Origin of the sequence: Brevibacillus ginsengisoli (genome assembly GCF_050113715.1) — a bacterium.
In the GTDB taxonomy this organism is placed as follows: Bacteria; Bacillota; Bacilli; order Brevibacillales; family Brevibacillaceae; genus Brevibacillus_H; species Brevibacillus_H ginsengisoli.
The window spans coordinates 186,132-212,706 of the sequence record NZ_JBNJQR010000005.1 but is presented as its reverse complement, the minus strand read 5'-3'; the positions used below and the strand labels follow the sequence as shown (position 1 = coordinate 212,706).

The window sequence follows — 26,575 nt, the reverse complement described above, 5'->3', positions numbered from 1 at the left end:
TCTTATTCCCAATCTGGATACAAGTCCGTCCGACGGTCTCTCCAGGTGGTGACGGAACCCTTTTGGCGCACTTCGTACAACAAATCGAGATCAAGATCCGCTGTAATAATCATGTCGTCATTAATCTCCCCTTCAGCCAGAATTCCGCGCGGCGGGAACGGGATATCATTCGGGGAAATAATAGCGGCTTGACCGAAGTTCGCGCGCATGAAATCAACCGTCGGCAGCGATCCAACTGTCCCCGTTAACACGACGTACACTTGGTTCTCGATCGCTCTGGCATGGCTGGTATACCGTACGCGGTGAAACCCGTGCCGATCATCCGTGCAAGACGGGCAAAAGATCACATCCGCTCCCTTGGCTTTAACCATCCGCACAATTTCAGGGAACTCAATGTCATAGCAGGTCAACAAGGCAATCGTTCCTTTGCTTGTCTCAAATACCTGAAGCTGATCGCCCTGTCCCATTTTCCATTCGGTCACTTCTGTCGGGGTAATGTGCAGCTTGGCTTGCTCCGCGATCCTGCCATCCGGGTAGAAAAGATGCGCGACATTGTACAGCTTGTCTTCTTTACGGATCACATGTGTGCCGCCAATGATATGCATCCCTGTTCTCATCGCGAGTCCTTGGAAAAGCTGACGGTATTGCTCCGTGAAATTGGGCAGATCGTTAATGGAAAGCGCCCGATTGTTGGAATCCCCAATCGAAAGCAGCTGGGTGGTCATGAATTCAGGGAACAACAGAAACTCTACTCCAAATTCCTCCGCTGTCTTCACGTAATGCTCCACTTGATGCGCAAACTCCTCAAAACTTTGAATGGTATGTAAGTGGTATTGAACGGCTGATACCCGAATTTTTGTCATCTTCTCGTCCTCTCCTCATGTCGGGGTTGTATCCAGTTATTGTAACAAATTCAGAACCTCAAAGTAATGATATCCTTTGAACGAAAAAGTCTTGAATTGTATAAATTTCCATGATACTCTTACAAACGGATCTCCTACCTCGATTAGAGGTATGTTTCGTTTATTTGAAATTCAGAAAGACAGGGTGAACAACATGTTGAATTATCCCAAGAAACTCTGGATTCTGGCAATTGCGGCAGCCATTAACATTACAGGGTTCTCTTTTATTTGGCCTTTAACTACGATCTATATTACACAGGTTTTTCATCGGACTTTATCTGTCGCCGGTCTCGTCATGATGCTGCAAGCGGGCGCGGGAATTGTGGGAAGTTTTCTCGGTGGGATCATGTACGACCGATTTGGCAGCAGAACCACTCAGCTGACGACCTCCCTAATCTCAGCGCTCTGTACATTATCGCTGGCTTTGTTCACTTCCTGGGAAGTATTCATTCTGATGATGATGAGCATTAACTTTCTCATTGGAGTGTTGTCGACCTCGATTAATGCGCAAGCGGGAACGATCTGGCCTGAGGGCGGACGAAAAGCTTTTAACCTGATTTACATTGCGAGCAACATCGGAGTGGCTTTAGGCTGTACATTGGGCGGAATGGTGGCCGACTTATCTTTTCGCTACACGTTTGCAGCCAACTCCCTTACGTTCATTCTCTTCTTCCTGTTGATTTGGAAAGGGATGCCTGCTGAATCATCTGAGTCCGACAAAACTGCAAGCGCTGAGGAACAAGCTGCGAATGCAAAAGAAAAAGGATTAAAGTTTACACCATCCTTCATCTCTTTGCTCTTGCTGTCCATTGGGATGATGTTCTGTTTTGTCTGCTATGTTCAATGGCAATCCACGATTCCTGTCTACATGCAGTCACTTGGTTTGTCGCTGTCCTCCTACAGCTTGCTTTGGACGGTCAACGGTGTGCTGATCATCGTGCTCCAGCCGCTGAGCGCTAGCCTGATTCATCGGTTGATCCCGTCTCTGCCCAAGCAGCTGTTGATTGGCGTGCTTCTCTACATTCTGGCCTTTATCGTGTTAAGCCTTCAGCAGTCCGATTACCGCTTCTTCATGGTTGCGATGATTATCATGACGCTTGGAGAAATTCTGGTTTGGCCTGGTGTACCTGCCGCAGCCGCCAAGCTCGCGACAGAAGAGAATCAAGGATTCTATCAGGGAATGATCAATGGATTCAGCTACGGCGGACGGATGGTGGGACCGCTGATCGGAGGTTTCCTGTATGATCACTACAACCCGCAAATTATGTTTACCGTGATGATTACATTCTTTGTGCTTTCTTGCCTTTGTTTCTCCACCTATCATCGCATCAAGCAGCAGGCAGCGAGAAGACTGGATAAAACCGCGTTGCCCCCATCGTAATTCGTTCGTGAGGAGAATGTAGATGTTAGAGCCAGCAATCTTGGGGTTTCTCATGGAATCAAGTATCCATGGCTATGAATTGAAACAGCGCTTAACTTTACTGAATGGACATTTTCGATCGATCAGTGACGGGGCGCTTTATCCTGCCATTAATCGTCTGGAAAAGCAAGGCTTGTTAAGCAAACAAAAAGAAGTCAACGATTCTGGTATGACTCGTCAGGTGATGACCATTACGCAAGCGGGTAAAGAGAAGCTTCTGGAATTGCTGCAACATCCCAGTGATATGGACATCTCGGACCGCAACCGCTTCTTTACCATGCTTGCCTTCCTGAAATACTTATCAGCAGACGAACAGAAGGCGATTTTGATGAGACGCCTTACCTTCCTGGAAGGTGGTCGAAGCTTTTTTAGCAACGGAGACAAGCCCGTTCGTTTCACCGAAGAAAAAGACGTTTTCCGAGCGGGGATGCTTCACATTGCCAAAGAAACCAGCCGTGTTGAAAAAGAATGGTTGAATAGTATGATCGCCTCCTTGCAGTAAAACACTGTCCAAAATACGAACAGAAGACACCCCTGGAGGTGTCTTTTCTTCGTGAAAAAACTATACGCCTAGCAACTGTTCCAGCACCTTCTGAACGCGTAAACCCTCAGCGAAGTCGATAATGTCTGCCGGCTTTCCTTTGATCGCTTGAACGACCCAGTCCACTTCTTCCGCGAGGTGATGATGGGCTTCCAACTCCACTCGTACAGGAGATTCTTGCCCGATTCCCACTTCTAACTGTCCCCAATTCACTAGCGAGATTCTTCCCCTGGTTCCATAGATCGTAAACGAAATTCGCTCTTCTCCCACTTCCCCTTCCATCTGGCTAAGGCCATTCATTAGCACATGGGTGCCATCGGCAAGCTTCAGGCTAGCGATTATTCCAGTCTCACATTCATGCGGATCATTAGGATACTCCAGTTGCGCGTTCACTTGAGTAATAGGACCAAACAGCTTCTGGATCAAATGAATATAGTGCGGCATTACTTCACGAACAAAGCCCCCCTGTTCACGTCCTGCGATCCACGCATTCTGTTGCCAGACCCGCGGCCACTGCGGAAAATACCCCTGCACCTCAATGCGGCGAACACGTCCTATCTCTCCTCGCTCAATTCTTGCGGCCATTTCACGATAAGCTTTACGGTAATAAGTAGGAAAGTTCATCGCATGGACGATTCCCGCTTTCGCTGCCGCTTCCGCCATCTCTTCCGCTTCCTCCAGTGAATTAGCCAGTGGCTTCTCACATAAAATATGTCGCTTACTGTGAATGATGGCAAGCGCAATCCCGTGATGCAATTTGGGCGGAACCCCCAGGTAGATTACATCCAAATCATCTCGCTCCAAAAGCTCTCGGTAATCGGTATAGCAGGAAACACCGCCAATCTCTTGAGACAATTGAGCTATTCTTGCTTGATCGAGGTCACAAATTGCCCTTACCTCCGTCTCTGGATGCCGGTGAAACGTGCGCAGCAGCTTCTCCCCCACTCCCCCTGTACCGATTATTCCTACCCGAATAAGACCAGTCTCTTTACTCATCTATACATCGCCCTATCTCTGGAAGATTTCTTGTTTTCAGCATACAAACTGTCCTTTGTATTCGTCAAATGAATCGTTTGAATGTATAGTATAAGTAATATTTATACGAAGGTGATTCGATTGACACTCATTCAAATCAAGGTTTTTCTAAGTGTAGTAGAGACCGGCAGTTTCTCCAAAGCAGGTGACCTGCTCGGAATGAGCCAGCCTGCCATTAGTCATGCCATCTCAGGCTTGGAAGCGGAGGTAGGCGTAACCCTTCTAAACCGCAGTCGAAACGGTATCACTCTTACTGAGATTGGCGAGCAAATCCTGCCCCATATGCGAGAAATGATGCGCTATCAAGAGTGCGTCTATCAGGAAGTGGACGCATACAAGGGGCTAACCAAAGGAACCGTCCGCATCGGCAGCTTCCCGAGTATCTCCGCTAGCTGGATGCCCGGAATCATTCATACCTTTCAGCAAGCGTATCCCGCAATCCAGTTAATCCTCGCCGAAGGAACCTATGAGGAAATCGAGGATTGGATTCAATCCGGTCACATTCATGTGGGCTTTGTCACATTGCCAGTTACTCATTTGGATGTGATTCCGCTTATACGTGACGAGCTAGCCGCAATTCTGCCAGCAACGCATCCACTAGGCGTCGAAGCCTCCGTTCCAATAGAGAAGATAGTTACTTCCCCGTTCATTATGCCGAATGCCGGCTGTCAGACGTTGATCAAGCAGGCTTTTACCGACGCCAACATCACGCCGGATATCCGCTATGAACTGCGGGAAACAAGTACGATCCTCCAGATGGTCGAGTCGAATGTGGGGATTTCCATTCTGCCCAATCTAGCTCTCGCTTCGCGGCACTCGTCTGTGTTGGTCAAGCCGACAACACCTGTGATCTACCGAGAAATTGGCCTGGCCGTCCGTTCACTCAAGCTGACAGCTCCGGCTGTGCAAGCCTTTATCCAACATGTCCAACAATGGATAGCAGATTCTGCGGATTCACCATCAAGCTGTAAATAAACCCGAAGCCAGAATTTCCAATCTCCCTCGAGGTTGGAAGTTTTTTTTGGAATCAGCGTTGACAATAAACAAACTAAACAATATTATGTTTATAAAATTCATAGACAACAATAAAATATTCTACAAAGAAAGAGGGATTCTAATGGAACCGCTTCGTTTTCCAGTAACCGGGCAAGACTTGTTCAATTACCTTGCTGGTTATTTTGCTTCGGATCATCAGCTACAAGTTGTTTTAACCTTTAACAACACCCTGAATGAAACCCTTATGGCGAAAGCTGTTCGCGCGACGCTGGAGTTGGAGCCTGTTTTGGGATGCTGCTTCGTAGAGGATCAACCAACGTCTTATTGGCAACGTCGAGAGGATTTGGACACAATAAACCTTTGCAGCGTGGTACAAACAGACGATGTGGAAGCTGCTATCCAAGATTTTTTGACGACTCCGCTAAATTCGCTAAAGGATCCGCAAGTACAGGTAAGAATTATCCGTTCCAATTACGATGTTCTCTGCATCAAAATGGACCATTCTAGCACAGACGGAGGCGGATTGAAAGAATATGTCCAGTTGCTAGCTTCTGTCTATTCCGAATGCTGTGCCGATCCAGAATATTGGCCCAGCTTCCGCCAAGAGGCCAGACGTGATCAAGGTCAAATTTGGGAGCCGTTACAGATTACCGATCCCGCAAGTGTCTGGGACCGAACTCGCAATGTCGCGCCAACTTGGTCCTTTCCATCCCAACCCGGAGTTGACTCTAATCCCGCTCATGTGATTCGCCGGATTGCAGATTCCCACTATTCCAGACTGGTCGCGTTTGCTCGGGAGAAGGGGGGAACGGTTAACGATCTGTTGCTGACCGCTTTTTATCGAGCATTCTTCACCATAACGGGGGTACAGACTTCTGATCCAATGGCTGTTCAGGTTTCTGTCGACCTGCGCCGCTATTTGCCTACCCGCCATGCCGACGCGATTAGCAACTTATCTGGCGCAGAAATCATGCAGCTTGCATACCAACCGGAAGAACCGTTTGAGGGAACATTGACTCGCGTCGCCCATCAAATGAATCAGCACAAAAATAATCAGCCCGGCGTGCAGATCGGAATCGTCATGGAGTTGTTGGCTGGTCTTGGATATTCAGGGTTTTACAACTGGTACCAGGATGCCAGACGTCAAGCTTTGGAGAGCAATTGCTTCTCGCCGCTCTTATCCAACGTAGGAATTTTACACGATCAGCCCATCACCTTTGGTCCGTTGGCAGCAGTAGACGGATACTTCGTCAGCCCTTGTTTCTGGGCACCAGCATTTATGACAGGTGCCAGCAGCTACAACGGAGTCCTTACCTTGACCGTCGGATTCTATCAATCAACTGTGGACCGAGCAACGGTGGAAACATTCCTTGATCAGATGGTGCAGGAGTTAACTCAACTGTAATTACCCATTTGAAACCTCAAGAAGCCACCTCTATTCATTCAGAGGTGGCTTCTTGAATCGCTTGGTATGACTAAAACTGCAAGACCCGTCCGGTTACCGCATCCAGGTGAAACTCCTTATAGGAATCGAGCGAATGGTTGACTGGATAAGGAACATAGACGAGACGGCATCTCACTTGTGTACTCCCTTTTGGAAGTTCATACTGATAGGCTAGCTTCAATTCAACATGTTTGAGATATTCCTGCATGGCAGTATCTAGTGGAACAACGGATTGCTCGGAGGGAAAGGACTTCTGCGTCGATTCTATAAAATAGCCTTCCCGACGAAAACCGTTCACCTTCCCCGTACTGGGATCGACAGAAACAGTATAAGCGCCATGCGGGCTTTGTTGGTTCGTCACAAAAATACCATCCTGTTTTTTATAAAAGCTAATCTCGTAACTCCCCGGATTAATTCGAACTTGAGAAGCGGCCACCTCCCGCACACCAAGATCAGCGTACTTCTCAAGGAATTTGACTGCGGATTGCATGGCTTTTTCTTTGGTCACCTTCTGCTCTTTTGGTTGAGCATTCGTTTGAATCGACTGGATCTTCCCATTCGCTTTATAGTACAAGACCTTAATTTGATCGCCTTTCCCTGGTTCATACAAGACTTCTTGAATGAAAGCATTGCTTGAGCCTATCTTCAGCTTTTTGACATCGACGTTGATTCCATAGACGTCTTTTATCACGTTGGCAATATCTTGATTATTCTTCACCACTACATTCGTAGTAGATGGGTTTATTTTGAATGATTGCTCCGGCTCTTCCATCCATGATTGAATTTCCCCAGTTTGCGCATCCAGATTCCAAGCTGGTACAAACCGGTTAAACTCCCCATACCCTAACAAATTGGGTGAATACTCCAGTAGCGTTCGTGTTTCGGTTGGATTTCCCGTAGCAGGGTCGCTCTTCGTCACCAGATTCTCCACATAGCGAAGCTTCATCTGCTGCGTCAGCTTCTTCACAGCTTCCTCTTGGCTGATAACAGTAGTAGTATCCGCAATCTCAGCCTTCGCCAGCTCCCAGTTTCTCGATAACCCTTGATAATTAATCACATTCCCCGCCGCATCAACGATGACTTCCACCGTATCACCCAACAACGGCAATCCATTCAGGAACCGCTGATAAGTAATCAACTTGCCATCGGACGTATCATTAACTGTATCTGGTTTGTACTGTTTACAATCATCGCCTAATATCTGTTCAAGGAAGCTGTTCGCTTTCACTTGAGCAAAAGCTACTGTGGGTTTCTTGTCGGATAGATTTTGTCTATTAATAGAATAAACCTGATTACGAGAATACATCTCAATTTCACCAGTTTGGGGACGAAACTGAATCAGCACATTATCATTCGCATTCCTCTGTAAACGAATATAGGCGGCTCCGGTCTCTCCAACCTGATATTTTTTTAGCTCAGGTACAATGTTGTACATTTTTTGCAAGACAGCCTGCGCCAGCTTTTTCTGATCGATTTGGGTAACCGCTGGTGTAGGTTCCTCCTGTTGATGATTGAACGTGATGCCGTTCCAAGACGATGCAGCCAGAATAACGACTGCCACCGCAACTCCAGCAATACTCACACCATAACGAAGAAAAAATGATCTCCTATGCCCATGAATCGATTGGCGAATACTTCTCTCCAAGTCAGGAGTAAATTGGACATCACTCGCAACCTGTTGCTTATCCAGACGGGCGTATTCACGCATGAGTTGGTCTATATCCATGCTTCTCCCTCCTGCTCCAGTAATTGTTTCAACTGCCTACGGGCCCGATGCAGCTTCTGTCTCACGGCCTCCTCCGAAATCTGTAAGATCTCCGCCATTTGTTTGCCGCTTAACTCTTCGTAGTAATAAAGGACGATGATTTGCCGGTACTGATGCGGTAAATTCAATACGTGCCGAAGAATTGTTCGCTGCTTCAGCTTGCCCATGACCAACTGCTCTACTCCAACGGTCTCGACTGCTTCGAGCTTCTGATCCTTTTCTTTTAACCACGTGGAGAAAATATTGCGAAAAGACCAAGAACGAAGATACTTCTTCGATTCGTTCATGGCAATTCGATACAGCCAAGTCTTGACGTCGCTCTCACCACGAAAATGATCCAGCCCTTTGTATGCCTTGAGGAAAACCTCTTGTGTGATATCCTCCGCGAGAGTATGATCCCGGATACACAAATAGACAAGCTGAAGGATCTGTTGGCCATAGTCCCGCATGAGTGACTCCAATACAACCTCCTTGGAGAGCTGCAGAGTCACATTCATCTCAACCTCTGCCACTTTTCTCACCTTCTTCCTTTCTGACTATTTATTTGATCCCGCTGGTGGAGTTTTGTGACATGAGAAAAGACTTCGTCCCTTTTCGCTCTGTGGAAGTTCGCAATGAAGCGGAAAAGTCCGCTCTCTCAATCCGAAAGGGAGTCGCCAAACGCTTCGCGCCCTGCGGGTTGGGTGGCGCCTCTTTTCCCTTTCTCCTTTCCTTTGCTAGGCTTCACTTCCAAGGAGGCTGCAAGCGGACGAAGTCTTTTCTCTAGCTGGCTTATGCTAACGGAAGGAATGTTTAATCACTTTAACTCTGTAAAGCAATTAAACATTCCGATATTATAAACAAAGACACCTCATCCGAGATGTCCTTGCAAAGCTGTCAGTGCGGCAGTTGGCTCATTTTCTTCGACAAGCGGCAGGATGATCTCTACCGTCGTTCCAACATTCTCCACACTATCGATATTGATTTGACCCTGATGACTGTTAATAATGCTGAAGCTGATCATGGTTCCCAGTCCCGTTCCTCTTTCTTTGGATGTGTAGAACGCCTGCCCGATTTTATGCAGCAGCTCCTTGGGTATCCCGCATCCATGATCCACTACTTTGACATAGGCGTTATTTTCTTTGACGTTTAATTCTATGTAGACTTTGCCGCCCGTAGGCATTGCTTCCATCGCATTTTTGATGATGTTGATAAAGACCTGCTTCAGCTTGTTTTCAACGCAATAGACCACTGGCAGAAACTCACCGAACTGCGGGACCAACTCAATATTCCATAACATCCCCTGAGGTTTCAACAACGTAATCACTTCTGAAAGAATGGAGACAAGCTCTCTCTTTTCAAAATCATGTTTGTTCGGCTTGGCAAGAAGCAATAATTCGCCGACGATTTCATTAATCCGATCAATCTCCGAAAGCATGATTTTCAAAAACTCATCGTTCTCCGTTTCACCAGATCGTTGAATCAATTGGACAAATCCCCGCAAGCTCGTCAGCGGATTGCGAATCTCATGGGCAATCCCCGCAGCCAATTGCCCGACCACCGTGAGCTTCTCTGATTGTTGCAGATACTCACGGCTCTTCCGCAGCTCCGTCACATCACGGAGGACCACATACAGAGATGACTCCCCTTGATACGAGGTAGGAATCGATTTGATCTCCACATCCAGAACCTCTCCGTCCACCTGTACACATTTGACGACTAACTGATCAACCGCTTTGCCGTGACATAAACCTTCGTTTAGAATGATGCTGCGATAATCCTTATGTACGAAATAAATCGCTTCCTTGCCGATGATCCACTCTTTCTTCTGGGCACCCAGCAAAGAATATCCAGTATGATTGACGTAAACGACCCGCCCTTTTTGAAGGATAAAAATAGCTTCCGGTGATTCCTCAACTAGCGTACGGTATCGCACTTCGCTTTCATACAGCTTGTCCCAGAGCTCTTTTTGCGGAGTGATATCCTTGGCAATCCCATAAACTCCGACAATTTGATCATTCACAACGAGCGGGATATTCGTGATATTGACATGAAGCAGTTTGCCTTCTTTTTGCCTCAGACGCGCTTCGTAGGTCTGTGGGACACCACTTGCCGCCAGATTAAAATGATAGGAACTCCTTTCATAGTCCGCAACATAGAGGAATTTATAGAATGGCTCACCGATAATTTCCTCCGCCCGATAGTTCACAAGTTTCTCCAAAGCTGGGTTGATCCGTTGAAATCTCCCCTCCAAATCCAACCAGGCAATAGGGTCCGGATGATAATCCACAATGGATTTATAGCGTTGTTTACTTTCATTGAGCTCTTGCTCTGTCTGCTTGCGGTCACTAATATCGCGGATCACAATCTGGATGGCTGATTTATTTTTAAACAAATAGGGCGCCACCAGCACTTCGGTCTTGATTATTTTTCCGGAGCAGTTGATCCAATCTCGTTCAAGCGGGCCGATCGTAACGCTCTCTTTAATGATCTGATCGTAATGGTGCTTGACCTCCGCATGGAACTGAGAAGGAAGAAAATCATAGATAGAGTGCCCCAGCATGTCTGACGGCTTGGCAGCTTCAAACAAGCGGAGACCCGACGGATTTACAAACACCCAGTTCCCTTCAAAGATGATCGCAATGGTATCCAATGAATTCTCGATTAAGCGCTTCGATTCCGATCGAATAAAGCTTGTTTCCAACGTATTCTCCATTAACAGAATCAGCAGCGTTATCGAAAACACATAGGTGAAGGCGCCCAACGGGATTACCCCTGACCAATACTTCACCAAGAAATCGAATTGATGCATAGACAAGAAATGAAGAGAAATCGTTGCCAATAACACGGCAAAGACGATCAAGCCAAGCAGAAACCCTGAGATGATTTTCTTCTGCCGATGATACTTATGGAACCTCTTCGCCCAAAGCGGGACGACAAGAAGAAAAAAGGATGCCAGACCGACCGCCATACCATAAGCCACCCCACCACCTAGTGAGAAGCGATAGCTAATCAAGATTATAAAAGCCACCAATCCGCCTCGATACCCGCCATAAATCAACGCCAGCAAATACGGAATCAAACGCAAATCCCAAATAATTCGATCAATTGAAGTCATTTCGGAAGCGATTGGGAAGGTCATGCATAGAATGGAAGTAAGCCCGGCAACCAAGCCGAGCATCCACTGAAATTTCTTTCCGTTTTTTTCGTGATATTTAAAAAGTAACAGTTGCGATAAAAAGACAGGTAATAATAAAACTAATACGTTAATGATTAACGCTTCGTACACCCCTATCACTCCTGCTAATGCTGATCTATTTAACTATTAGTATAATTAAAGATTCTAAATTTTGTGTAAACTATAGCATAATCCTTGGAGTAATAGAAGAACTGTTCGTTCAATTTTTTCTATTTTATCAAAGGACTAGATGGGCAACAGTGCCAAATGGTCTTGTTGATCAAGCCCTTCGACCATCTTCAGCCATTCTTGAGGTTTGTTCGGAAGCACCGCGTAATAGGTGGTCAGGAATTGTTTTACCAGTCTAGCAGAAATCGTCTCCATACCTTCCTGATAGGCTAGGAAGCACAAATCAAGCCCGGTAACCGCTTCTCCGTCATTATTCCATGATGGATGGACATAGGAGAACTGAATTTTACGGTACCCTAAATGAGAGAGCACTTCCCTGCGAACAAAGGGATTCATGGAGGCTACACCGCCAAATGAGTAGTCTTCCACGAGAGTAGGATTGTAGATTTCGGCAAACATCCCGATTAACGGAGTTCCCTTTGATTGCACCAAGGCAAACAGATCTTCCTGCCGTTTACGTGCCAGAAATGCTCCGATACCCATTTTGTCACGGCCAATAATCGTGAAATCGGTCATAGCCACGTGTAAGTCTTCATAGTAACGGTATTCGGTTGCCCCTACTACTTCTCCGTTATGTACAGCCACAAAAATACGGATTCCTTCATCTTCAAGAGGCCCTTCCCACAAGTCGAAGGCGAGTACTTCTTCAGGCGGAAAGATGGTCTGCATCAGTTCGTGCATCTGTTTAAATAAAGGGTCGGATATACTGGTTAGACGTTTATATTCCATTTTTTGTTGCCTCCTGATTTAGATTCCTGGCTTCGAATCAGTCTCCACCATCGGTAATGTGATCGTAACAGAAGTTCCTTGATTTTGGGAACTCTCAATGTGCAGATTGCCATGATGATCCTTGATAATCTTCAGACTGACCATTAAGCCCAATCCTGTTCCTTTGGCTTTGGTCGTATAGAATGGCTCTCCCAATTTAGGCACCAGCTCTTGGGGAATCCCGCATCCGCTATCGACACATTCAATTTGAATCAGGCCACCCGCAAGCTTCCGGGTTCGAATCGTGATGTGTCCTTCTTGTTCGATCGCTTCCATGCTATTTTTTATCAGATTAATAAACACCTGCTTGAGATGATTCTCTTCACAAATCACATGGGCCTCTTCGTCAAACTCTGTGATGATGTCTACACCTTGCAATAGAGCTTGTGGACTCAGCAAGGTAACCGTGTTAGACAGAATTTCATTCAAGTTTTTGATTCTATAATTGGATAGTTGAGGTTTCGCTAGAATCAACAGTTCACTCACAATGAAATTGATGCGATCCAGCTCGTCAAGGATAATCGGGTAGTATTCGTGCTTCTCCAGGTTGGAGGACTGAAACAACTGAATAAACCCTTTTATAGAGGTAAGCGGATTCCTGATCTCATGCGCGATTCCGGCGGCAAGCTCGCCTAGAACAGAAAGCTTGTCCGAAATCCTGAGCAGCTCCTCATTGCGTTTTCTCTCCGTAATGTCCCTGGCGATCATGACTAAGCCAACCAGATTGTCTTCGTCCAGAATCGGTCTGACATGCGTTTCAATATGAACCCAATGCCCTTCCTTATGTCTCACTCGATAATCGACGTGAAAGAATTCTTTGGTTCTCATACCCCATTCGTGTTTCATTTTCACTTGGTCAATATCATCCGGATGAATCGTCTCTTGGGCAAGCTTGCCGTACAGGCAATGATCGTGAAGAAATTCATCCATCGAATAGCCGAGAATTCTCGTAAACGAGGAAGAAATAAACGTGACATCTCCCTTTTCATCCATTAAAAAAATGATATCCGACGTATTGTCTGCAATCAGTTTCAGCTTCGCTTCTTTTCCTTGCAGCATCTTGGCCGTTTGGAGATGACTCTCTCTGGCGGTTTGCAATTCGTTCTCCAATTGTTTGCTTCTGGTAATGTCTTTGGCTATCCCGATCGCACCGATAATCTTATTTTCTTGTTCATAGATCGGTAAACTCATGACGTGAATATAAATGATCTGCCCGGTACGATGCACAATACTCAGCTCGGCTTCACTCTGAGCACCCTTCAGCACTTTTTGGAATCTTTCCAGATCATCCTTTACCTCATGCGGAGGAAGAAACTCCAGGAAGTTGTGTCCGATCAGTTCTTCCTTGGGATAGCCGATTATCCGCTCGCAGGAATCGTTCGCCATAGTGATCACTCCATTACCATCAACTGCGTATATGGCATCCGGATTCTTCTCAAACAAGGATTGATACATAAGATTATCAAGTTTCGTCATTCTATCATTCCTCTTGGCGATATTAATGAGAATATTCGCTCGTCTAAGAGGAAAATCCTCGTCCCTTTTCAAACATCCGACATACCTGCTTATAATAGTTCGCCATTTCATGATTGGGCACGATTCCGCCCTGTCGAAACGAGATCCTGACCAATGAGTGAACATGCCGATAGTGTAATTGGAAGGTCCTCCTCAGAGGAAAATGCGGAACGACATCATAGCGATTGGCAATGCGATAAGAGAATGGAATGGTCTTATTAAATAAATGGACAAAGGCGGAATTGCCGACTCGCGGAGAACCGAATGTATACACATGAGGATGTTTAAATTTTGAATTGCAGGCAAGGTCAAGCGCCGCCAAAGTTGCAATGGCGCCACCCATACTATGACCGCAGAGAATCAGTTGTTTCTTGTGGGACAACCCGCTGAGGATATTGAACAGCTGGGAGCGAATCGTTCCTTCATACATCTCGGTAAAACCCTGATGAGTCTTTCCCGCTTGTTTCACAAATGGGTACGGAATCTGATTGAGCGTCAAATCCTTGTAGATATCAAACCAATTCCCCGTTCCCCGAAAACAGACGACAATTTGGGTGTCCGATTGAGCGATAATCCCTAGTCGCGGATCTTCACTCTTGCCAAGTCCAGCAACGATCTGGTATCCCTTGGGCAGAACACACTTACCGTCTCGCGCCAGAATTGTATCGTATGTCATGGTTGCTACAGTTACTACCTGCCTATCAATAACCGGCTTCCTCATTGTTGAACCCCCTCCCCAAGTGATCCAGATGGTTTTGCCATACTATATTCACTCGGGAAGGGACTTGCTTTAGTTGATTATACCGGTATTGACTAGGCTTTTATCCCCAGGAGAGAAGCCGCGTAGTAGATCGGCTGACGAATACTGTCCTGTTTGGTGTGGATGCCGAATACCTGCCGAAATGGAAGTTTCCCCGGCTTTACGTTCACCTCAATCAAGTAAATCTCTCCTTCTGGATCAATGGCCAGATCAAGTCCCAGATCTGCTTGTCGCCTGGCGTAGGCTTCTTCCAGGCAGCCGGGAATTCTAAGCGAAAGTTCTTTGATCTTTTGATAAAGTTTGCGGCTTTTCTTCTTACCAAAGTGGTGTTTCAAATAAGGGAGCAGTTCAAAAGCTGTTCCACCGTCCATCAGATTCGAGGTAATTTTTCCTGCTGCCCCCTGACGCGCGGCCAACCCTGTAATCTCCCAACGGCCCTTCTGATTTTTCTGGACCAGTGAACGCACATCATAGACAAGTCCTTCCCGGTTCACGATGGGAATCCACTTTTGCACGATGTATCTCCCGCTTTGGAGAATCCGCTCAATCTGATGAATGGCCCCCTGCTCATCTGCGAGTGGCTTTTTGTTCATTTGTTCCTCCAACAGATAAGGACCGCCCGAACCGTTTTCTCCTGTTTTGCTGAGCCGTACAATTCCCTTGCCTTCTTTTCCGTTGATAGGCTTCAAGATGACGGCTCCATAACGCTCCATCCAGTCCATTACCTGCTTGCCGTCCACCACCACTTCGGTTGGAATAAGGTGGGGACGTACGGTTTCAAATGGAAATAATTTTTGATGAATCATCCATTTGTTGCCGAGTCCGTAATTGAGAAAAGCAATCGATGGCGTATTCTTAATCTGTCGTACCTTGCCGACCACCTTCGGATCATGGTAATAGCCGATGTCAAACGTGATGGGCGGGGCGTTCATGATCCTTTTGTTCCAGCTTCCCTGTTCTCTTACGAAGCCGCTTATTTTGCCAGTGGTCAGATTGACATCCTCTGGGCGATAGACAAGCACTCGATCAAATCCTGCTTCCCTGGCCACTTCATCATATGGGTCGAATCGATCAGGATGGATTACACGACTGGCCATTACTCCAAGTATATTCATTTAGCATCACCTGAGCTTGAAGTTACGTTCTATTGTACTTGTCGCCTGCATAGACATAGGTATCCGTAATTTGTGTAGCATATGACAAATGCCCGCCTGAGGTACATGATTTGGGCGATTCGTTCAACTTATCTCGAGAAGGGGACCCGGAATGATTGCTTACCAGCTGGCAACAATTCAACAATTACCAGAAGTCTCGCAGTTTATTGCGTTCATGAATCAACATCGCGAGCACAATAACCCCTGGCTTCCCTCAGACATGGAAAGTATCAAGAAGGTACTAGCCGGTCTGCCTTTCGAAGAGGTGTTTGTCCTTGCTCTATCAGCTGAAACTTCAGCAGAAGATCAGCTTATCGGAGCGCTTGGCTACTATCCCTTCCCCGAACAAGGCTTAATCCGAATATTGGGACCTTATGTACGTGCATCTGACTGGCAACGAGTCGTCTCCGAACTGTGGGACCAACTGTTACTGCTTATCCCTCATTCATACGAGAAAATTCGGATTTCTTTAGATGAGAAGAATCAGAACGGTTTGGCATTCTTCGGCGGCCTTGGATTTGTCGTATATAACGCTGAAGCATCTCTCTCGCTTGAACTGAATTCGGGTACGCCCCTTCCGTCTGTACCGTCCAATCCAAGCGTAACCATCCGTCCCTATACGACAGGCGATCTTGAATCGTTTAATAGCCTACATCCGTTAGACGCTTATTTTAGCGCGTCGGATATCGTCAATCGGATCAGCGACACGCATCTGTTGTTTCTCATTTATGAGCAGAATCGGATGGTCGGGTACACTTATGTAGAGATCATGGAAGCGTTGAGCGCGGCAGAAATCTGCTTCATTCGCGTGTTGGAGGCAGAACGGAATAAGCGATACGGAAGCCAATTGCTCGCTCATGTGATCACCTGGTTGCGTGACAAAAGGAATGTCTCCCACATTGAACTGTCTGTCCGTGTGGAGAATACCGCCGCAAGAAGATTATATGAACGCTTCGGGTTTCATGAAGAGAAGGTATGCGTCAGCTTGGAAAAGCAGCTGGAAAAGTAAAAAGGATTTACACACCAATAAAGAATGTCTATAATGAGACACGTAATTGCATATGGAGTTTTTTGTTTTGGGGAGCTAGGTTAGCTTGGCTGAGAGGGTACCCGAATTGGTGCCGACCCTTTAACCTGATCTGGGTAATGCCAGCGTAGGGAACTAGCGCGAATGCAAACGAACAAGATTGTATCCATGCTGTTTTCTAGGCTGCCCACTTGGGTGGCTTTTTCGCTTTTCCAAGGCATAAAAGGAAAAATCGTAGAGGAAGGAGGCTTTATTGATGCCCATCGTCAATTTAGGATTTCAGGTGTTGCCAAAGGTCGCAGATGGTAATACTTACCCAGTGGTGGACAAGGCAATTGAAGTCGTACAGCAATCAGGAGTCAAATACGAGGTAGGCGCAATGGAAACCGTTATGGAGGGTGAACTGGACGAACTGATCGAGATCGTGAAGCGCGCTCAGGAAGCTTGTATCCAAGCGGGAGCCAGCGAGGTTATGACTCACATGAAAATTCATTACCGCCCAGAAGGGGTTTCCATGGATGAAAAGCTTCAAAAATACCGGTAAATCACAGACGCTAACCAGCGTGCTCCCCATCGGCTTGCTCATGCTCGTCCTGCTGATCTGGGAGATCGGGGTAAAAGTAAGCAAGATCGAAGTATGGATTTTGCCAAGCCCCACCCAAATCTTGCAATCTCTGTGGGAAGCAAGAGAGCTGATCTGGATGCATAGTGTCCAGACAATATACGAGACCCTGCTCGGTTTTGTCATCGCTATACTGGCGGGAACCTTGATTGCCGTCCTGATGGATTGGTCGGATTATCTGCGAAAAGCGGTTTACCCGCTTCTCGTGATTACCCAAACGATTCCCATCGTGGCGATTGCGCCCTTGTTTTTTATTTGGTTTGGCTTTGGGATCACGCCAAAAGTAATCGTCGTCGCATTGGTCTGCTTCTTCCCGATTACCGTGAATCTATCGGACGGTTTTCGCCTGGTCGATTCAGACATGATCCGCCTGATGTCCTCCATGGGGGCGGGTAGATGGCAGATTTTTCGGATGGTTAAACTCCCTGCCGCAATGCCCTTCTTCTTCTCAGGATTGCGAATTGCCGGTACCTACAGCGTCATGGGGGCGGTGATCGGGGAATGGCTAGGCGCAAGCAAAGGCTTAGGCATCCTGATGACCCGCTCCTCCCAATCGTTTCAGACGGACCGAGTGTTCGCTACGATTTTCGTCATTGTTTTTCTCAGCTTGGCCATGTTCGTTCTCATTGAACTGATCGCGCGGGTCACCATGCCTTGGTATCCATCCCGTAAAGAATAAAGGAGACTTATCATGAATCGAAATCATACAAAACAAAACCGTCTTCGGTATCTATTCGCAAGTGTTACAGTAGGACTCAGCATTCTCGCCGCAGGCTGCGGACAATCAGCTGCTCCCGCTCCACAAACAGATAAAGCGGCTCAACCAGCGACTGGTCAACTGCAAAAAGTAACCGTAATGCTCGACTGGTTCCCGAACACCAACCACTCCGGCCTTTATGTGGCCAAAGACAAAGGCTACTATCAGGCACAAGGACTGGATGTAGAGATTGAACAACCAGGTCAAGGCACTCAAGCTGACCAATTGGCGGCAGCGGGTAAAGTTGATTTTGCCGTGAGCTATCAGGAAGCGGTTACCCAAGCACGCGCAACCAATATTCCGCTTGTTTCCATAGCAGCGGTGATCCAGCACAACACCTCCGCTTTCGCTTCACCGAAGGACAAGAACATTTTGTCCCCGAAAGATTTCGAAGGCAAGCGTTACGGCGGATGGGGATCGCCATCTGAAGAAGCCGTGATTAAAGCTGTGATGACCAAAGCGGGAGGCGACCCGTCCAAGGTTCAAATGGTTACGCTCGGGGCTACCGATTTCTTCAAATCCATTGGCCGCGATGCTGACGTCGAATGGATTTACTACGGCTGGGACGGCATTCAGGCAAAAATCAACAAAATGGATCTGAACCTCCAAATGGTGAAAGACCTCGACCCTGCATTGGACTACTACACACCAGTCATCGTAACCAATGAGCAACACGTCAACGAACAAAAAGACCTGGTGAAAAAATTCATGGTCGCTACAGCAAAAGGATACCAAGAAGCGATCAGCAATCCGAGTGAAGCGGCTACTATCTTGCTCAAAAACGCACCGGAGCTGAACCCTGAACTTGTAAAACAAAGCCAGGCGTGGTTAAGCACGAAGTATCAAGACGATGCGCCGCAATGGGGCGTACAAAAAGAAGAAGTGTGGGACCGTTACGCCAAATGGATGTACGATCGCAAGCTGATCCCGAAAATGATTGAACCAAGTAAAGCCTTCACAAACGATTTCTTGCCGGAAAAACAATAGATAGTTGGTGAATCAATGGAAATCCTTCGCGTGAACCGTATAACCAAAACATTCGCCGCCAGCAAGCGTGAAGCCGTTACGGCATTGCGCGACGTCTCGCTGGTCGTGGGCAAAGGCGAGTTCGTCAGCCTGATCGGACCAAGCGGCAGTGGTAAAAGCACCCTCCTCGATCTTGCCGCCGGGTTATCGGTTCCCGACGAAGGTGACATTCTGTTGGAAGGACAGTCGATCATCGGACGCAAGGGACTCGTCGGCTACATGCCGCAAAAGGATGTGTTGTTCCCCTGGCGCACCATCCTCGATAATGTGATCGTCCCTTTGGAGGTCAGTGGTATTCGTAAAAGCCAAGCCCGCAAGCAAGCTTTGGAGCTTCTGCCGATTTTCGGCTTGGAGAAGTTCGCTGACAGTTACCCGGATATGCTATCAGGTGGCATGAAGCAACGAGCTTCGTTTCTTCGCACCTATCTCGGACAAAAAGAATTGCTGCTGTTGGATGAGCCGTTCGGCAAGCTGGACGCCTTGACTCGTATGGAGATGCAAGCATGGTTGCTGCAAATTTGGCAAACCTATCAGCACTCCGTCCTACTGGTGACCCATGATATCGACGAAGCGATTCTCTTATCCGATCGAATCTATGTCCTCTCCGCTCGTCCAGGTGAAGTGATCGGCGAAGTTCAAGTCAACTTGCCAAGACCGCGCGACCCCAGAATGTCGCTTGATCCGGCTTTTACGAAACTGAAGACGGAACTGCTTGATTTGCTGGGGAGTACCGTAAGACAATAAGTGATCGATTAATTTTTTTACTAGACGGCCTTGTGCCGTCTTTTTTATTTGGACGCTTCAGCGTTTGATCCCTACTGATGCTCCATTAATTTTCTTAACTTGCTTTCTGTTTGGGAGTCAGGATCAGGAGTATAGATACTGCAACGCAAATCTGAACCACCTTGAACCTGCAGAGAAGTTAAATTAAACAGCATCTTTCCTGCTTTCGCATGACGAAATTCGATAAGGACCTCCGGAGCGGATTTTACCTCGCTTTGTTGCCAAAGATGGTCGAAATCCGGGTGAATGCCCTTCATCTCCTCGAGGAACCGATCATACCAGTCATCCTCTACATATTGACCGTAATAAGCACGAAAAATCGCAAGAAATCCTCTGATAAAATGATCCCAGTTAACCGCCAATCGTTGAAGCTCTTTTCTAGTAAACAACAACCGAATCATATTGCGCTGCTCAAATGGGATTTTTCCAAAATCCAAAAAAACGTGAGATGCAGCCTCATTCCAACCAACAATAGAATATCGTCTGTCAGAAATGATGGTAGGACAATATCGCAACTCTTCTAAAATCTTTTTTAAAGACGGACTTATTTCTAGCGGTTCTTCCTTTAAATTGGCTGTTCCTGAACCAGACTCCAATGCTAAAGCATACAGATATTTACGTTCATCGCTAGTCAACTGTAGCGCAGCTCCGATACAATCCAATACCGAGGTAGACATTCGTATGTCTCGTCCCTGTTCAAGCCACGTATACCAAGTGGTGCTGACCCCTGCCAGTTGGGCAACTTCTTCTCTTCGAAGGCCAGGTGTTCTTCTACGGGTGCCTGTTGCAATTCCGATAGATTCGGGGGAAATCTTGGCTCGTTTTGCTTTCAAAAAAACTGATAGTGCTTGAAGCCTTGTTTCACGATCCATGTTATCTCTCACCTTTTCATTCCCATTATCATGGTACTCATTATACTAGGATAACCTATAACTTGTAATAGGATAACGAAAGTGACAAGATTGTTTTATGATCGCTAGTTAGAGGAGGGTATCAGAATGGAAAGAGTTGTGATTACAGGGATGGGTGTAGTTTCGCCGCTTGGGAACACGGTAGAAAGCTTTTGGAATCAATTAATAAAAGGAAAGTCTGGAATTTCCCTGATTGATACGTTTGACGTTTCTAGACAAAAGTCCAAAATAGCTGGTATCGTTCGGGATTTTGACGCGGATACTCTTCTCGGCCGTAAAGAAGCACGGCGTATGGATCGCTTTTGCCAATTCGCTGTAGTGGCTGCTGAGCAAGCTTTGAAAGATTCGGGGCTTTTACTTGAGCATATGAATCGGGAACGTTTGGGTGTATACGTCGGTTCTGGTGTCGGGGGTATTCAAACCTTATTAGAGCAGGACGCAATTATTCGAGAGCGTGGGCCTGAGCGAGTAAGCCCCTCTTTGGTACCCATGATGATTTCGAATATGGCGGCAGCTATGATCAGTATTAAATTTGGCGCATTAGGTCCTACCATGTCCCCGGTTACCGCTTGTTCCATTGGTAATACGTCAATCGGAGAAGCATTTCGTTCCATTCGGTTTGGGGGCATGGATGCCGCCTTTGTCGGAGGAGCAGAAGCTGCTGTCACGGAAATATCTTTAGCGAGTTTTGGCAATGCTACCGCTTTATCTACCCGAAACGACGCACCATCCCTAGCTAGCCGTCCGTTCGATGCAAGTCGAGATGGATTTGTTATGGCTGAAGGCGCAGGAATCCTGATTTTGGAGTCGCTTACTCATGCTTTGCGAAGAAATGCCCGAATTTATGCAGAAGTAATTGGCTACGGAGCCAGTTCCGATGCTTACCATATGGTGGCGACCCATCCAGAGGGGCTTGGCGCTTATCAGGCTATGAAGCTGGCGATTCAAGAAGCTGGCATTAGCCAAGATGAAGTGGATGTGATTAGCGCACACGCCACAAGCACAGAGATCGGTGATAGATCGGAAACTCTGGCGATAAAAAAACTATTTGGAGAAAATGCTTATCGAATTCCGATTACAGCAAATAAGTCCATGACTGGTCATCTATTGGGAGCCGCTAGTGCAGTTGAAGCCATCGCTCTAGTTAAAACCCTTCAGCACAACATAATTCCCCCAACAATTAATCAGGAGATGAGAGATCCCGAGTGTGATTTGGACTACGTACCTAATGTAGCTCGTGAAGCTCAATTGAACATAGGATTATCCAATTCTTTCGGTTTTGGAGGACACAATGCAGTGATCGTGTTAAAATCCTACAATCATTTATGCTAAAATCGATAGATACTACCTGTACTCAAAGGAGAACACCCATGCAACCGTCTCTTGAACCTCTTCTAGCCGTTACCAAGCACCTGGAACAAGCAAATATTACCTACGCCCTCGGTGGAAGTGGGCTTCTATACAGTTTAGGATTAATCGAACGCGTGCGAGATTGGGATATAACTACGGAGGCTCCATTAGAGGAAGTGATGTCTGCGCTTGATCACTTGGCGCATACCGCATCCCCAAGCGGCGATTACCCGTTCGCTTCAAGCTATCGGATTTCTTTTCATCATGCTCAGCCTGAGATTGATTTGATCGGTAATTTTTCCATTCTGTCAGAAGCGGGTACATGTCAACTCCCCACCATCCCTACATTCCGCTGGGAAGGCGTAGCGGTCGGCAGTCCTGAAGTCTGGTATGTTGCCTACTATTTGATGAACCGAATGGACAAGGCTCAATTACTTCATCGCTATCTAAAACAGCATGGGTTCAATTCAGAGGTTATGAACAAACTGCTCAGCCAACCGTTGCCGGACGATTTGCGCACGGGAGTGATTGCGCTTGCGGAGGCTTCACCACAGTAGGAATTCATTCTAATCATTCTTTCCCTATTCAATTGGTTACCTCAGCCGTTAATCTGTTCTAGAGACCTGACCGAATTCATTACCGTTTCTAAACGATTGGAGGCCCAGCATGGACATTCAGCAACAAACCAAGCAACCCGTTCGATTTCTGGAAGGCAACCGCGTTTACTTGCGGCCGATTGGACTTGATGATACGGAGCTATATTTTCGGATGTTATACAACCGAGAAACCAGAAGGCTGACCGGAACACAGAAACACTTCACCAAAGAACAAATCGCTCGCTACATTGAAGGCAAATCTCAGGATTCTTCCAGTGTCCTGCTTCTGATCGCCTTGCATGAGACAGATGAAGTAATTGGAGACATCGCCCTGCAAGGCATTGATTCATACAATCGAAACTGCAATCTGCGAATAGCGATTGACCAAGAACGATTTCAAGGGAAAGGCTACGGAAGTGAAGCCATCCTGCTTCTGCTGGATTATGGTTTCGGAATTCTCAATATGCATCGAATTGAGCTGAACGTCTTCTCCTTTAACGAACGAGCATCCCATGTGTATGAGAAGTTAGGCTTTCAACAAGAAGGTGTACAGCGTGACGCGCTCTATTACAACCACGCCTACCATGATTCGATTCTCATGGCGATTTTAGAAGAGGATTATCGGACATTGCACGTTAGAAAAGACTTCGTCCCTGTACGCTCTGTTTAAGCTCGCTTGTAGCTTCTGCTGTCCGCTCCGTTCTCTACGGAAGGGAGTCGACAAGAAAATCACTTCGTTTCTCATTGATGTAAAGAATGCCGACTCTTTTCCTTCCTTCGTTCTCTGCGCTTGGTTTCGCTTAAAATGAGTCGTTAGTGACGAAGTCTTTTCTTCAGCAGGCTTACGCGAACGGAAAGCAAGTTTAACCCCTTTATGATCAGAAAGGGGTTAAACTTGCTTATTTACTAAAAAAGACGCCATAAACTGGCGCCTTTTAATTGTTGATCGTGATAATCAGATACTTCTGCGGCTTGCTGTCCGTCGCCCCAAACCAGACTTCTCCACCGCCTGCCATAACCCCTTGATCACGCACGAAGGTTTCCTCGACCTTTTGGTTGATTAGGGCTTGTTTTACTTTTGGGGAGAAGATTGTGTCATAGTGCTGAATGAACTGTTGTTTATTCTCAATGATTTGCTTCTTTCCATTCGTATAGACAGACAAGGGATATCGTATGTAGTTAGCAACACCGATCTTATCTCCCTGCGATACCAATCGCTGTACGGATCGAAACGTCGACTCGAACGCTTGCGGATTATCAATTCCGGCAACCGCGTAACGGTTCTCCCCTTCACTGGTTGATGCCTTTGTACTTGTTTCTATGCTTTGAAATCCCGTCACAAGAAAAACAACAATTGTAAGCACCAGCCATACCATACAGTTTCTGTAAAAGGATAGCATGTAGTAACCACTCCTATGTTCATGGTTAAAAACCTACGTACACTATTCCCATTTATACTTATCCCTCATTCACGTAAAAAAACCGCAGCTAGTGCGGTTTTTTCGTTGCCCCTTGAATAAACTGAATGATTTTGTCGTACACCACAGTAGGCTTCTCAATATGCGGAGAGTGTCCGGCTCCTTCCACAACAAACTCTTCGTATTGTCCTCCGTTCGCTTGATACCTGTTGAGCACATGCCTGGTTTGACTGACCATTGGCTGCGGGGGGTACGCCTCTTCCCCTGGCCAGCCGGGGATGATGCCCTGCTGTCCCAAGTAGCCAAAATCAAGTTGCGGCTGATCGGACACAATCGCATCATCTGAACCCCGAACCCACAAGATAGGCGGCTTGGGTGAAATATCGGCAATCGAGTCGGTTTTAAAATGTTTGGGGGATATCGCGTTATTAATCCCGACATCTCCTGGCTTGACACCCGGCCATTCTGAGCAGGTCTCGAAGCTTCCCGGATACAACCCTTCCCCCACCTTGATCGCTACCATCGACTGAACAAATTGCTCTTCCCTTTCCTGAGAAACGCGGAAGGGCGGTTTAAAATAAAATTGATTCATAATATTACGTGGACTACTCGGAGCCTCATCCGATCGATCGCCTTGGCGCAACCGTTCAACAAATTCCGGATTCGTCGCACCTGCACCAGATCCAGCAAAGTTGTCATAGCAAGGGGTTCCCACCTCATCCTTCGTCCCGCCATATCCGTAGGGAGAGACCGGATTTAACAGGATCAACGAGGCAACCGATTCAGGATAATCAATCGCGTATTGCATCACTACTCCCCCGCCTAGTGACCATCCGATGATGTGAATGGGTACATCGATTTGCAAGCAAGTCACAAGCGCATGAAGATCATCTGACCAATCGCGCACACCACGCGTGGCATCAATTGGCTTCGCTTCGGATTCTCCATACCCTCTCAAATCAGGGGCGATGACCCAATACCCATCCGATAATTGCTCCAATGCCTCATCCCAAAAAAGATTAGAAGATACATTCCCGTGAACCAACAAAACAGGCGGATTATTCCGATCCCCTGCTTCAAAAAACGACGTTACCAGACGATTGGTTTGAACAGTCTTCTTCACCGTTTTCTGTGACAAGTGATTGCACCCCTCTACTTATCTATTGGAAACACTGCGAAGCGCTTCGTTTCTATTATTCTATTCTAACTGATTGGTTTTTTACCTTTATTTGGATTTTATCCTTTTTAAGTAAGAGAACTAAGCGACTCCTAAGCCATAGTTGGACGAATCAGAATGAGGCCGTAAGTCCAAACGCGTCCGCCAAAAGCCGATACGATTTTAATTTGGCCTCAAAATCATGGATGATGGACACGATCATAAACTCATGGGTGTTGTATTCCTCGCTCATCCGCAGGATTTTTTGCTTCACTTGCTCCGGTGTTCCTACGATCATTCGATTGCGATTATCCTCCATCCGATAGCGATCATATTCTGAATACGGATAAGCCAAAGCTCGCTCTACGGATGGGACTCCTGTACGGTTGCTTGTTCCCTTTTCGATCAATAAAATCGAGAGATCAAGACTGGATGCCAGCTTGTTCGCTTCTTCCTCTGTCTCTGCGCATACCACAAAAATTGCTACCATGGACTTCGGTTGATCTCCGACTCTGGTGGGTTTGAAATAACGTTGATACCACTGCATAGCTTCCGTTCCAGTGCCCTGCCCATTAATGAAGTGGGCAAAAGCAAAAGCCGCACCTCTTTCTGCCGCTAACTTGGCACTCTCTCCGCTAGAACCTAACAGCCAGATCTCCGGTATTGTTGGAATAATCGGCGTTGCTTGCAAACCAGCAAACGGATGATTCTCTGGCAACTCATCATGAATGTACGCAATCAGGTCATTCAATTGCTCCGGATACTGATCAACCCCTGAGATTTTGCCCTCTTGCAAGGCTCTCGAAGCAATTGGCATGCCACCTGGCGCTCTGCCCACGCCCAGATCGATTCGATTCGGATAAAGAGCCTCCAACAGGCGAAAATTCTCCGCTACCTTAAACGCACTGTAATGCGGCAGCATGACACCGCCTGAACCAATGCGAATTCGCTCGGTTTTGGCTCCTAGATGAGCGATAAGCACTTCTGGGCTTGAACCCGCCAAACTATAAGTGAAATGATGTTCCGATACCCAGAATCGTTGATAGCCCAGCTTCTCCAACTCCTGGGCCAGCCGAGCTGTTTGCGCTAAAGCCACAGCTGCCGTACTTCCCTCTGGAATTGGTGATTGGTCTAATGCACTAAGTTTTATCTTCATGGATATCACACTCCACCAGTTTTCATTATAAATGCTTTATGCTTTTATTTTGTCAGTAACTTATCAAAAGTCAACACAAATAAAAAAGCCACCAACTTTGGTGACTTGAGTGATCGCTCTCGATTCG

General features: G+C 46.8%; 25 protein-coding genes and 1 riboswitch. Of the genes, 12 read left to right on the top strand and 13 right to left on the bottom strand.

Annotated elements, in window-relative coordinates:
* Window positions 1–2: 2 nt before the first annotated feature.
* A complete protein-coding gene (locus ACQCN2_RS12395) occupies window positions 3–863 on the bottom strand; it encodes a carbon-nitrogen hydrolase family protein (protein ID WP_426929228.1) in 861 nt (286 codons plus the stop codon).
* A 193-nt stretch (window positions 864–1,056) separates the two neighbouring features.
* Here ACQCN2_RS12395 and ACQCN2_RS12390 point away from each other — a divergent pair, with 193 nt between their 5' ends.
* Both ACQCN2_RS12390 and ACQCN2_RS12385 read left to right on the top strand, forming a co-directional pair.
* Window positions 1,057–2,283 (top strand): MDR family MFS transporter, encoded by a 1,227-nt coding sequence (locus ACQCN2_RS12390; RefSeq protein WP_426929227.1) that lies wholly within the window; start codon window positions 1,057–1,059, stop codon window positions 2,281–2,283.
* A 22-nt stretch (window positions 2,284–2,305) separates the two neighbouring features.
* Window positions 2,306–2,824: a PadR family transcriptional regulator gene (locus ACQCN2_RS12385; protein WP_426929226.1), complete on the top strand. Its 519-nt coding sequence runs from the start codon at window positions 2,306–2,308 to the stop codon at window positions 2,822–2,824.
* A gap of 60 nt (window positions 2,825–2,884) precedes the next feature.
* Here the strand turns inward: ACQCN2_RS12385 and ACQCN2_RS12380 are convergent, their stop codons facing one another.
* The gene (locus ACQCN2_RS12380) at window positions 2,885–3,859 is read right to left on the bottom strand and encodes a Gfo/Idh/MocA family protein (protein WP_426929225.1); all 975 of its coding nucleotides are present in this window, start codon (window positions 3,857–3,859) and stop codon (window positions 2,885–2,887) included.
* Between the two features lie 120 nt (window positions 3,860–3,979).
* On the opposite strand from ACQCN2_RS12380, the gene ACQCN2_RS12375 reads away from it, so the two are divergent.
* Window positions 3,980–4,873, top strand: coding sequence for a LysR family transcriptional regulator (locus ACQCN2_RS12375; protein WP_426929224.1), 894 nt, complete (start codon window positions 3,980–3,982; stop codon window positions 4,871–4,873).
* 142 nt (window positions 4,874–5,015) lie between these two features.
* Window positions 5,016–6,299, top strand: coding sequence for a condensation domain-containing protein (locus ACQCN2_RS12370; protein WP_426929223.1), 1,284 nt, complete (start codon window positions 5,016–5,018; stop codon window positions 6,297–6,299).
* A 70-nt stretch (window positions 6,300–6,369) separates the two neighbouring features.
* Here the strand turns inward: ACQCN2_RS12370 and ACQCN2_RS12365 are convergent, their stop codons facing one another.
* The 7 genes from ACQCN2_RS12365 to ACQCN2_RS12335 form a co-directional block, all read right to left on the bottom strand.
* Window positions 6,370–8,064: a YcdB/YcdC domain-containing protein gene (locus ACQCN2_RS12365; protein WP_426929222.1), complete on the bottom strand. Its 1,695-nt coding sequence runs from the start codon at window positions 8,062–8,064 to the stop codon at window positions 6,370–6,372.
* On the bottom strand, window positions 8,055–8,615 hold the full coding sequence (locus ACQCN2_RS12360; RefSeq protein ID WP_426929221.1) for a sigma-70 family RNA polymerase sigma factor: 561 nt from the start codon (window positions 8,613–8,615) through the stop codon (window positions 8,055–8,057). Before ACQCN2_RS12360 ends, ACQCN2_RS12365 begins: the two co-directional genes overlap by 10 nt.
* A gap of 338 nt (window positions 8,616–8,953) precedes the next feature.
* The gene (locus ACQCN2_RS12355; RefSeq protein ID WP_426929220.1) at window positions 8,954–11,371 is read right to left on the bottom strand and encodes a PAS domain S-box protein; all 2,418 of its coding nucleotides are present in this window, start codon (window positions 11,369–11,371) and stop codon (window positions 8,954–8,956) included.
* A 135-nt stretch (window positions 11,372–11,506) separates the two neighbouring features.
* Window positions 11,507–12,178 carry a GNAT family N-acetyltransferase gene (locus ACQCN2_RS12350; RefSeq protein ID WP_426929219.1) on the bottom strand — a complete coding sequence of 224 codons (672 nt, stop codon included), beginning with the start codon at window positions 12,176–12,178 and terminating at the stop codon, window positions 11,507–11,509.
* Window positions 12,179–12,196: 18 nt separating this feature from the next.
* On the bottom strand, window positions 12,197–13,693 hold the full coding sequence (locus tag ACQCN2_RS12345; RefSeq protein ID WP_426929218.1) for a PAS domain-containing sensor histidine kinase: 1,497 nt from the start codon (window positions 13,691–13,693) through the stop codon (window positions 12,197–12,199).
* Between the two features lie 43 nt (window positions 13,694–13,736).
* Entirely contained in the window at window positions 13,737–14,453 is a 717-nt protein-coding gene (locus ACQCN2_RS12340; protein WP_426929217.1) for a lipase family protein, read from the bottom strand.
* Window positions 14,454–14,545: 92 nt separating this feature from the next.
* The gene (locus tag ACQCN2_RS12335; RefSeq protein WP_426929216.1) at window positions 14,546–15,607 is read right to left on the bottom strand and encodes a YheC/YheD family endospore coat-associated protein; all 1,062 of its coding nucleotides are present in this window, start codon (window positions 15,605–15,607) and stop codon (window positions 14,546–14,548) included.
* 151 nt (window positions 15,608–15,758) lie between these two features.
* Between ACQCN2_RS12335 and ACQCN2_RS12330 the strand changes: the two genes are divergently transcribed.
* The 5 genes from ACQCN2_RS12330 (at window position 15,759) to ACQCN2_RS12310 (ending at window position 19,822) form a co-directional block, all read left to right on the top strand.
* Complete coding sequence (locus ACQCN2_RS12330; RefSeq protein WP_426929215.1) at window positions 15,759–16,655, top strand: GNAT family N-acetyltransferase; 897 nt, start codon at window positions 15,759–15,761, stop codon at window positions 16,653–16,655.
* Window positions 16,656–16,713: 58 nt separating this feature from the next.
* Window positions 16,714–16,826, top strand: a riboswitch (TPP riboswitch).
* A gap of 103 nt (window positions 16,827–16,929) precedes the next feature.
* The gene (locus ACQCN2_RS12325) at window positions 16,930–17,217 is read left to right on the top strand and encodes a thiamine-binding protein (protein ID WP_426929214.1); all 288 of its coding nucleotides are present in this window, start codon (window positions 16,930–16,932) and stop codon (window positions 17,215–17,217) included.
* Window positions 17,192–17,974, top strand: a complete 783-nt coding sequence (locus tag ACQCN2_RS12320) for an ABC transporter permease (protein ID WP_426929213.1) — start codon at window positions 17,192–17,194, stop codon at window positions 17,972–17,974. The genes ACQCN2_RS12325 and ACQCN2_RS12320 overlap by 26 nt, the downstream gene beginning before the upstream one ends.
* A 12-nt stretch (window positions 17,975–17,986) precedes the next feature.
* A complete protein-coding gene (locus ACQCN2_RS12315) occupies window positions 17,987–19,039 on the top strand; it encodes an ABC transporter substrate-binding protein (protein ID WP_426929212.1) in 1,053 nt (350 codons plus the stop codon).
* A 15-nt stretch (window positions 19,040–19,054) separates the two neighbouring features.
* Window positions 19,055–19,822 (top strand): ABC transporter ATP-binding protein, encoded by a 768-nt coding sequence (locus ACQCN2_RS12310; protein WP_426929211.1) that lies wholly within the window; start codon window positions 19,055–19,057, stop codon window positions 19,820–19,822.
* Between the two features lie 71 nt (window positions 19,823–19,893).
* Here the strand turns inward: ACQCN2_RS12310 and ACQCN2_RS12305 are convergent, their stop codons facing one another.
* Window positions 19,894–20,733, bottom strand: coding sequence for a helix-turn-helix transcriptional regulator (locus ACQCN2_RS12305; RefSeq protein ID WP_426929210.1), 840 nt, complete (start codon window positions 20,731–20,733; stop codon window positions 19,894–19,896).
* 126 nt (window positions 20,734–20,859) lie between these two features.
* Here ACQCN2_RS12305 and fabF point away from each other — a divergent pair, with 126 nt between their 5' ends.
* From fabF to ACQCN2_RS12290, 3 genes are all read left to right on the top strand, one after another.
* Complete coding sequence (fabF, locus tag ACQCN2_RS12300; protein ID WP_426929209.1) at window positions 20,860–22,104, top strand: beta-ketoacyl-ACP synthase II; 1,245 nt, start codon at window positions 20,860–20,862, stop codon at window positions 22,102–22,104.
* 38 nt (window positions 22,105–22,142) lie between these two features.
* The gene (locus ACQCN2_RS12295) at window positions 22,143–22,679 is read left to right on the top strand and encodes a hypothetical protein (protein WP_426929208.1); all 537 of its coding nucleotides are present in this window, start codon (window positions 22,143–22,145) and stop codon (window positions 22,677–22,679) included.
* Window positions 22,680–22,788: 109 nt separating this feature from the next.
* Window positions 22,789–23,388: a GNAT family N-acetyltransferase gene (locus tag ACQCN2_RS12290; RefSeq protein WP_426929207.1), complete on the top strand. Its 600-nt coding sequence runs from the start codon at window positions 22,789–22,791 to the stop codon at window positions 23,386–23,388.
* Window positions 23,389–23,653: 265 nt separating this feature from the next.
* Here ACQCN2_RS12290 and ACQCN2_RS12285 read toward each other — a convergent pair whose 3' ends face one another.
* The 3 genes from ACQCN2_RS12285 to ACQCN2_RS12275 form a co-directional block, all read right to left on the bottom strand.
* Window positions 23,654–24,118, bottom strand: a complete 465-nt coding sequence (locus ACQCN2_RS12285; protein WP_426929206.1) for a hypothetical protein — start codon at window positions 24,116–24,118, stop codon at window positions 23,654–23,656.
* Window positions 24,119–24,206: 88 nt separating this feature from the next.
* Window positions 24,207–25,274 carry an alpha/beta hydrolase gene (locus tag ACQCN2_RS12280; RefSeq protein ID WP_426929205.1) on the bottom strand — a complete coding sequence of 356 codons (1,068 nt, stop codon included), beginning with the start codon at window positions 25,272–25,274 and terminating at the stop codon, window positions 24,207–24,209.
* A 151-nt stretch (window positions 25,275–25,425) separates the two neighbouring features.
* Entirely contained in the window at window positions 25,426–26,448 is a 1,023-nt protein-coding gene (locus ACQCN2_RS12275; RefSeq protein WP_426929204.1) for an LLM class flavin-dependent oxidoreductase, read from the bottom strand.
* Between the last annotated feature and the right edge of the window lie 127 nt (window positions 26,449–26,575).

Coding starts and splice junctions, on each gene's coding strand:
- ACQCN2_RS12275 (WP_426929204.1), bottom strand. CDS start 26,448: ATGAAGATAAAACTTAGTGCATTAGACCAATCACCAATTCCAGAGGGA.
- ACQCN2_RS12305 (WP_426929210.1), bottom strand. CDS start 20,733: ATGGATCGTGAAACAAGGCTTCAAGCACTATCAGTTTTTTTGAAAGCA.
- ACQCN2_RS12370 (WP_426929223.1), top strand. CDS start 5,016: ATGGAACCGCTTCGTTTTCCAGTAACCGGGCAAGACTTGTTCAATTAC.
- ACQCN2_RS12295 (WP_426929208.1), top strand. CDS start 22,143: ATGCAACCGTCTCTTGAACCTCTTCTAGCCGTTACCAAGCACCTGGAA.
- ACQCN2_RS12325 (WP_426929214.1), top strand. CDS start 16,930: ATGCCCATCGTCAATTTAGGATTTCAGGTGTTGCCAAAGGTCGCAGAT.
- ACQCN2_RS12340 (WP_426929217.1), bottom strand. CDS start 14,453: ATGAGGAAGCCGGTTATTGATAGGCAGGTAGTAACTGTAGCAACCATG.
- ACQCN2_RS12345 (WP_426929218.1), bottom strand. CDS start 13,693: ATGACGAAACTTGATAATCTTATGTATCAATCCTTGTTTGAGAAGAAT.
- fabF (WP_426929209.1), top strand. CDS start 20,860: ATGGAAAGAGTTGTGATTACAGGGATGGGTGTAGTTTCGCCGCTTGGG.
- ACQCN2_RS12385 (WP_426929226.1), top strand. CDS start 2,306: ATGTTAGAGCCAGCAATCTTGGGGTTTCTCATGGAATCAAGTATCCAT.
- ACQCN2_RS12315 (WP_426929212.1), top strand. CDS start 17,987: ATGAATCGAAATCATACAAAACAAAACCGTCTTCGGTATCTATTCGCA.
- ACQCN2_RS12310 (WP_426929211.1), top strand. CDS start 19,055: ATGGAAATCCTTCGCGTGAACCGTATAACCAAAACATTCGCCGCCAGC.
- ACQCN2_RS12320 (WP_426929213.1), top strand. CDS start 17,192: ATGAAAAGCTTCAAAAATACCGGTAAATCACAGACGCTAACCAGCGTG.
- ACQCN2_RS12290 (WP_426929207.1), top strand. CDS start 22,789: ATGGACATTCAGCAACAAACCAAGCAACCCGTTCGATTTCTGGAAGGC.
- ACQCN2_RS12335 (WP_426929216.1), bottom strand. CDS start 15,607: ATGAATATACTTGGAGTAATGGCCAGTCGTGTAATCCATCCTGATCGA.
- ACQCN2_RS12390 (WP_426929227.1), top strand. CDS start 1,057: ATGTTGAATTATCCCAAGAAACTCTGGATTCTGGCAATTGCGGCAGCC.
- ACQCN2_RS12380 (WP_426929225.1), bottom strand. CDS start 3,859: ATGAGTAAAGAGACTGGTCTTATTCGGGTAGGAATAATCGGTACAGGG.
- ACQCN2_RS12285 (WP_426929206.1), bottom strand. CDS start 24,118: ATGCTATCCTTTTACAGAAACTGTATGGTATGGCTGGTGCTTACAATT.
- ACQCN2_RS12350 (WP_426929219.1), bottom strand. CDS start 12,178: ATGGAATATAAACGTCTAACCAGTATATCCGACCCTTTATTTAAACAG.
- ACQCN2_RS12330 (WP_426929215.1), top strand. CDS start 15,759: ATGATTGCTTACCAGCTGGCAACAATTCAACAATTACCAGAAGTCTCG.
- ACQCN2_RS12395 (WP_426929228.1), bottom strand. CDS start 863: ATGACAAAAATTCGGGTATCAGCCGTTCAATACCACTTACATACCATT.
- ACQCN2_RS12365 (WP_426929222.1), bottom strand. CDS start 8,064: ATGGATATAGACCAACTCATGCGTGAATACGCCCGTCTGGATAAGCAA.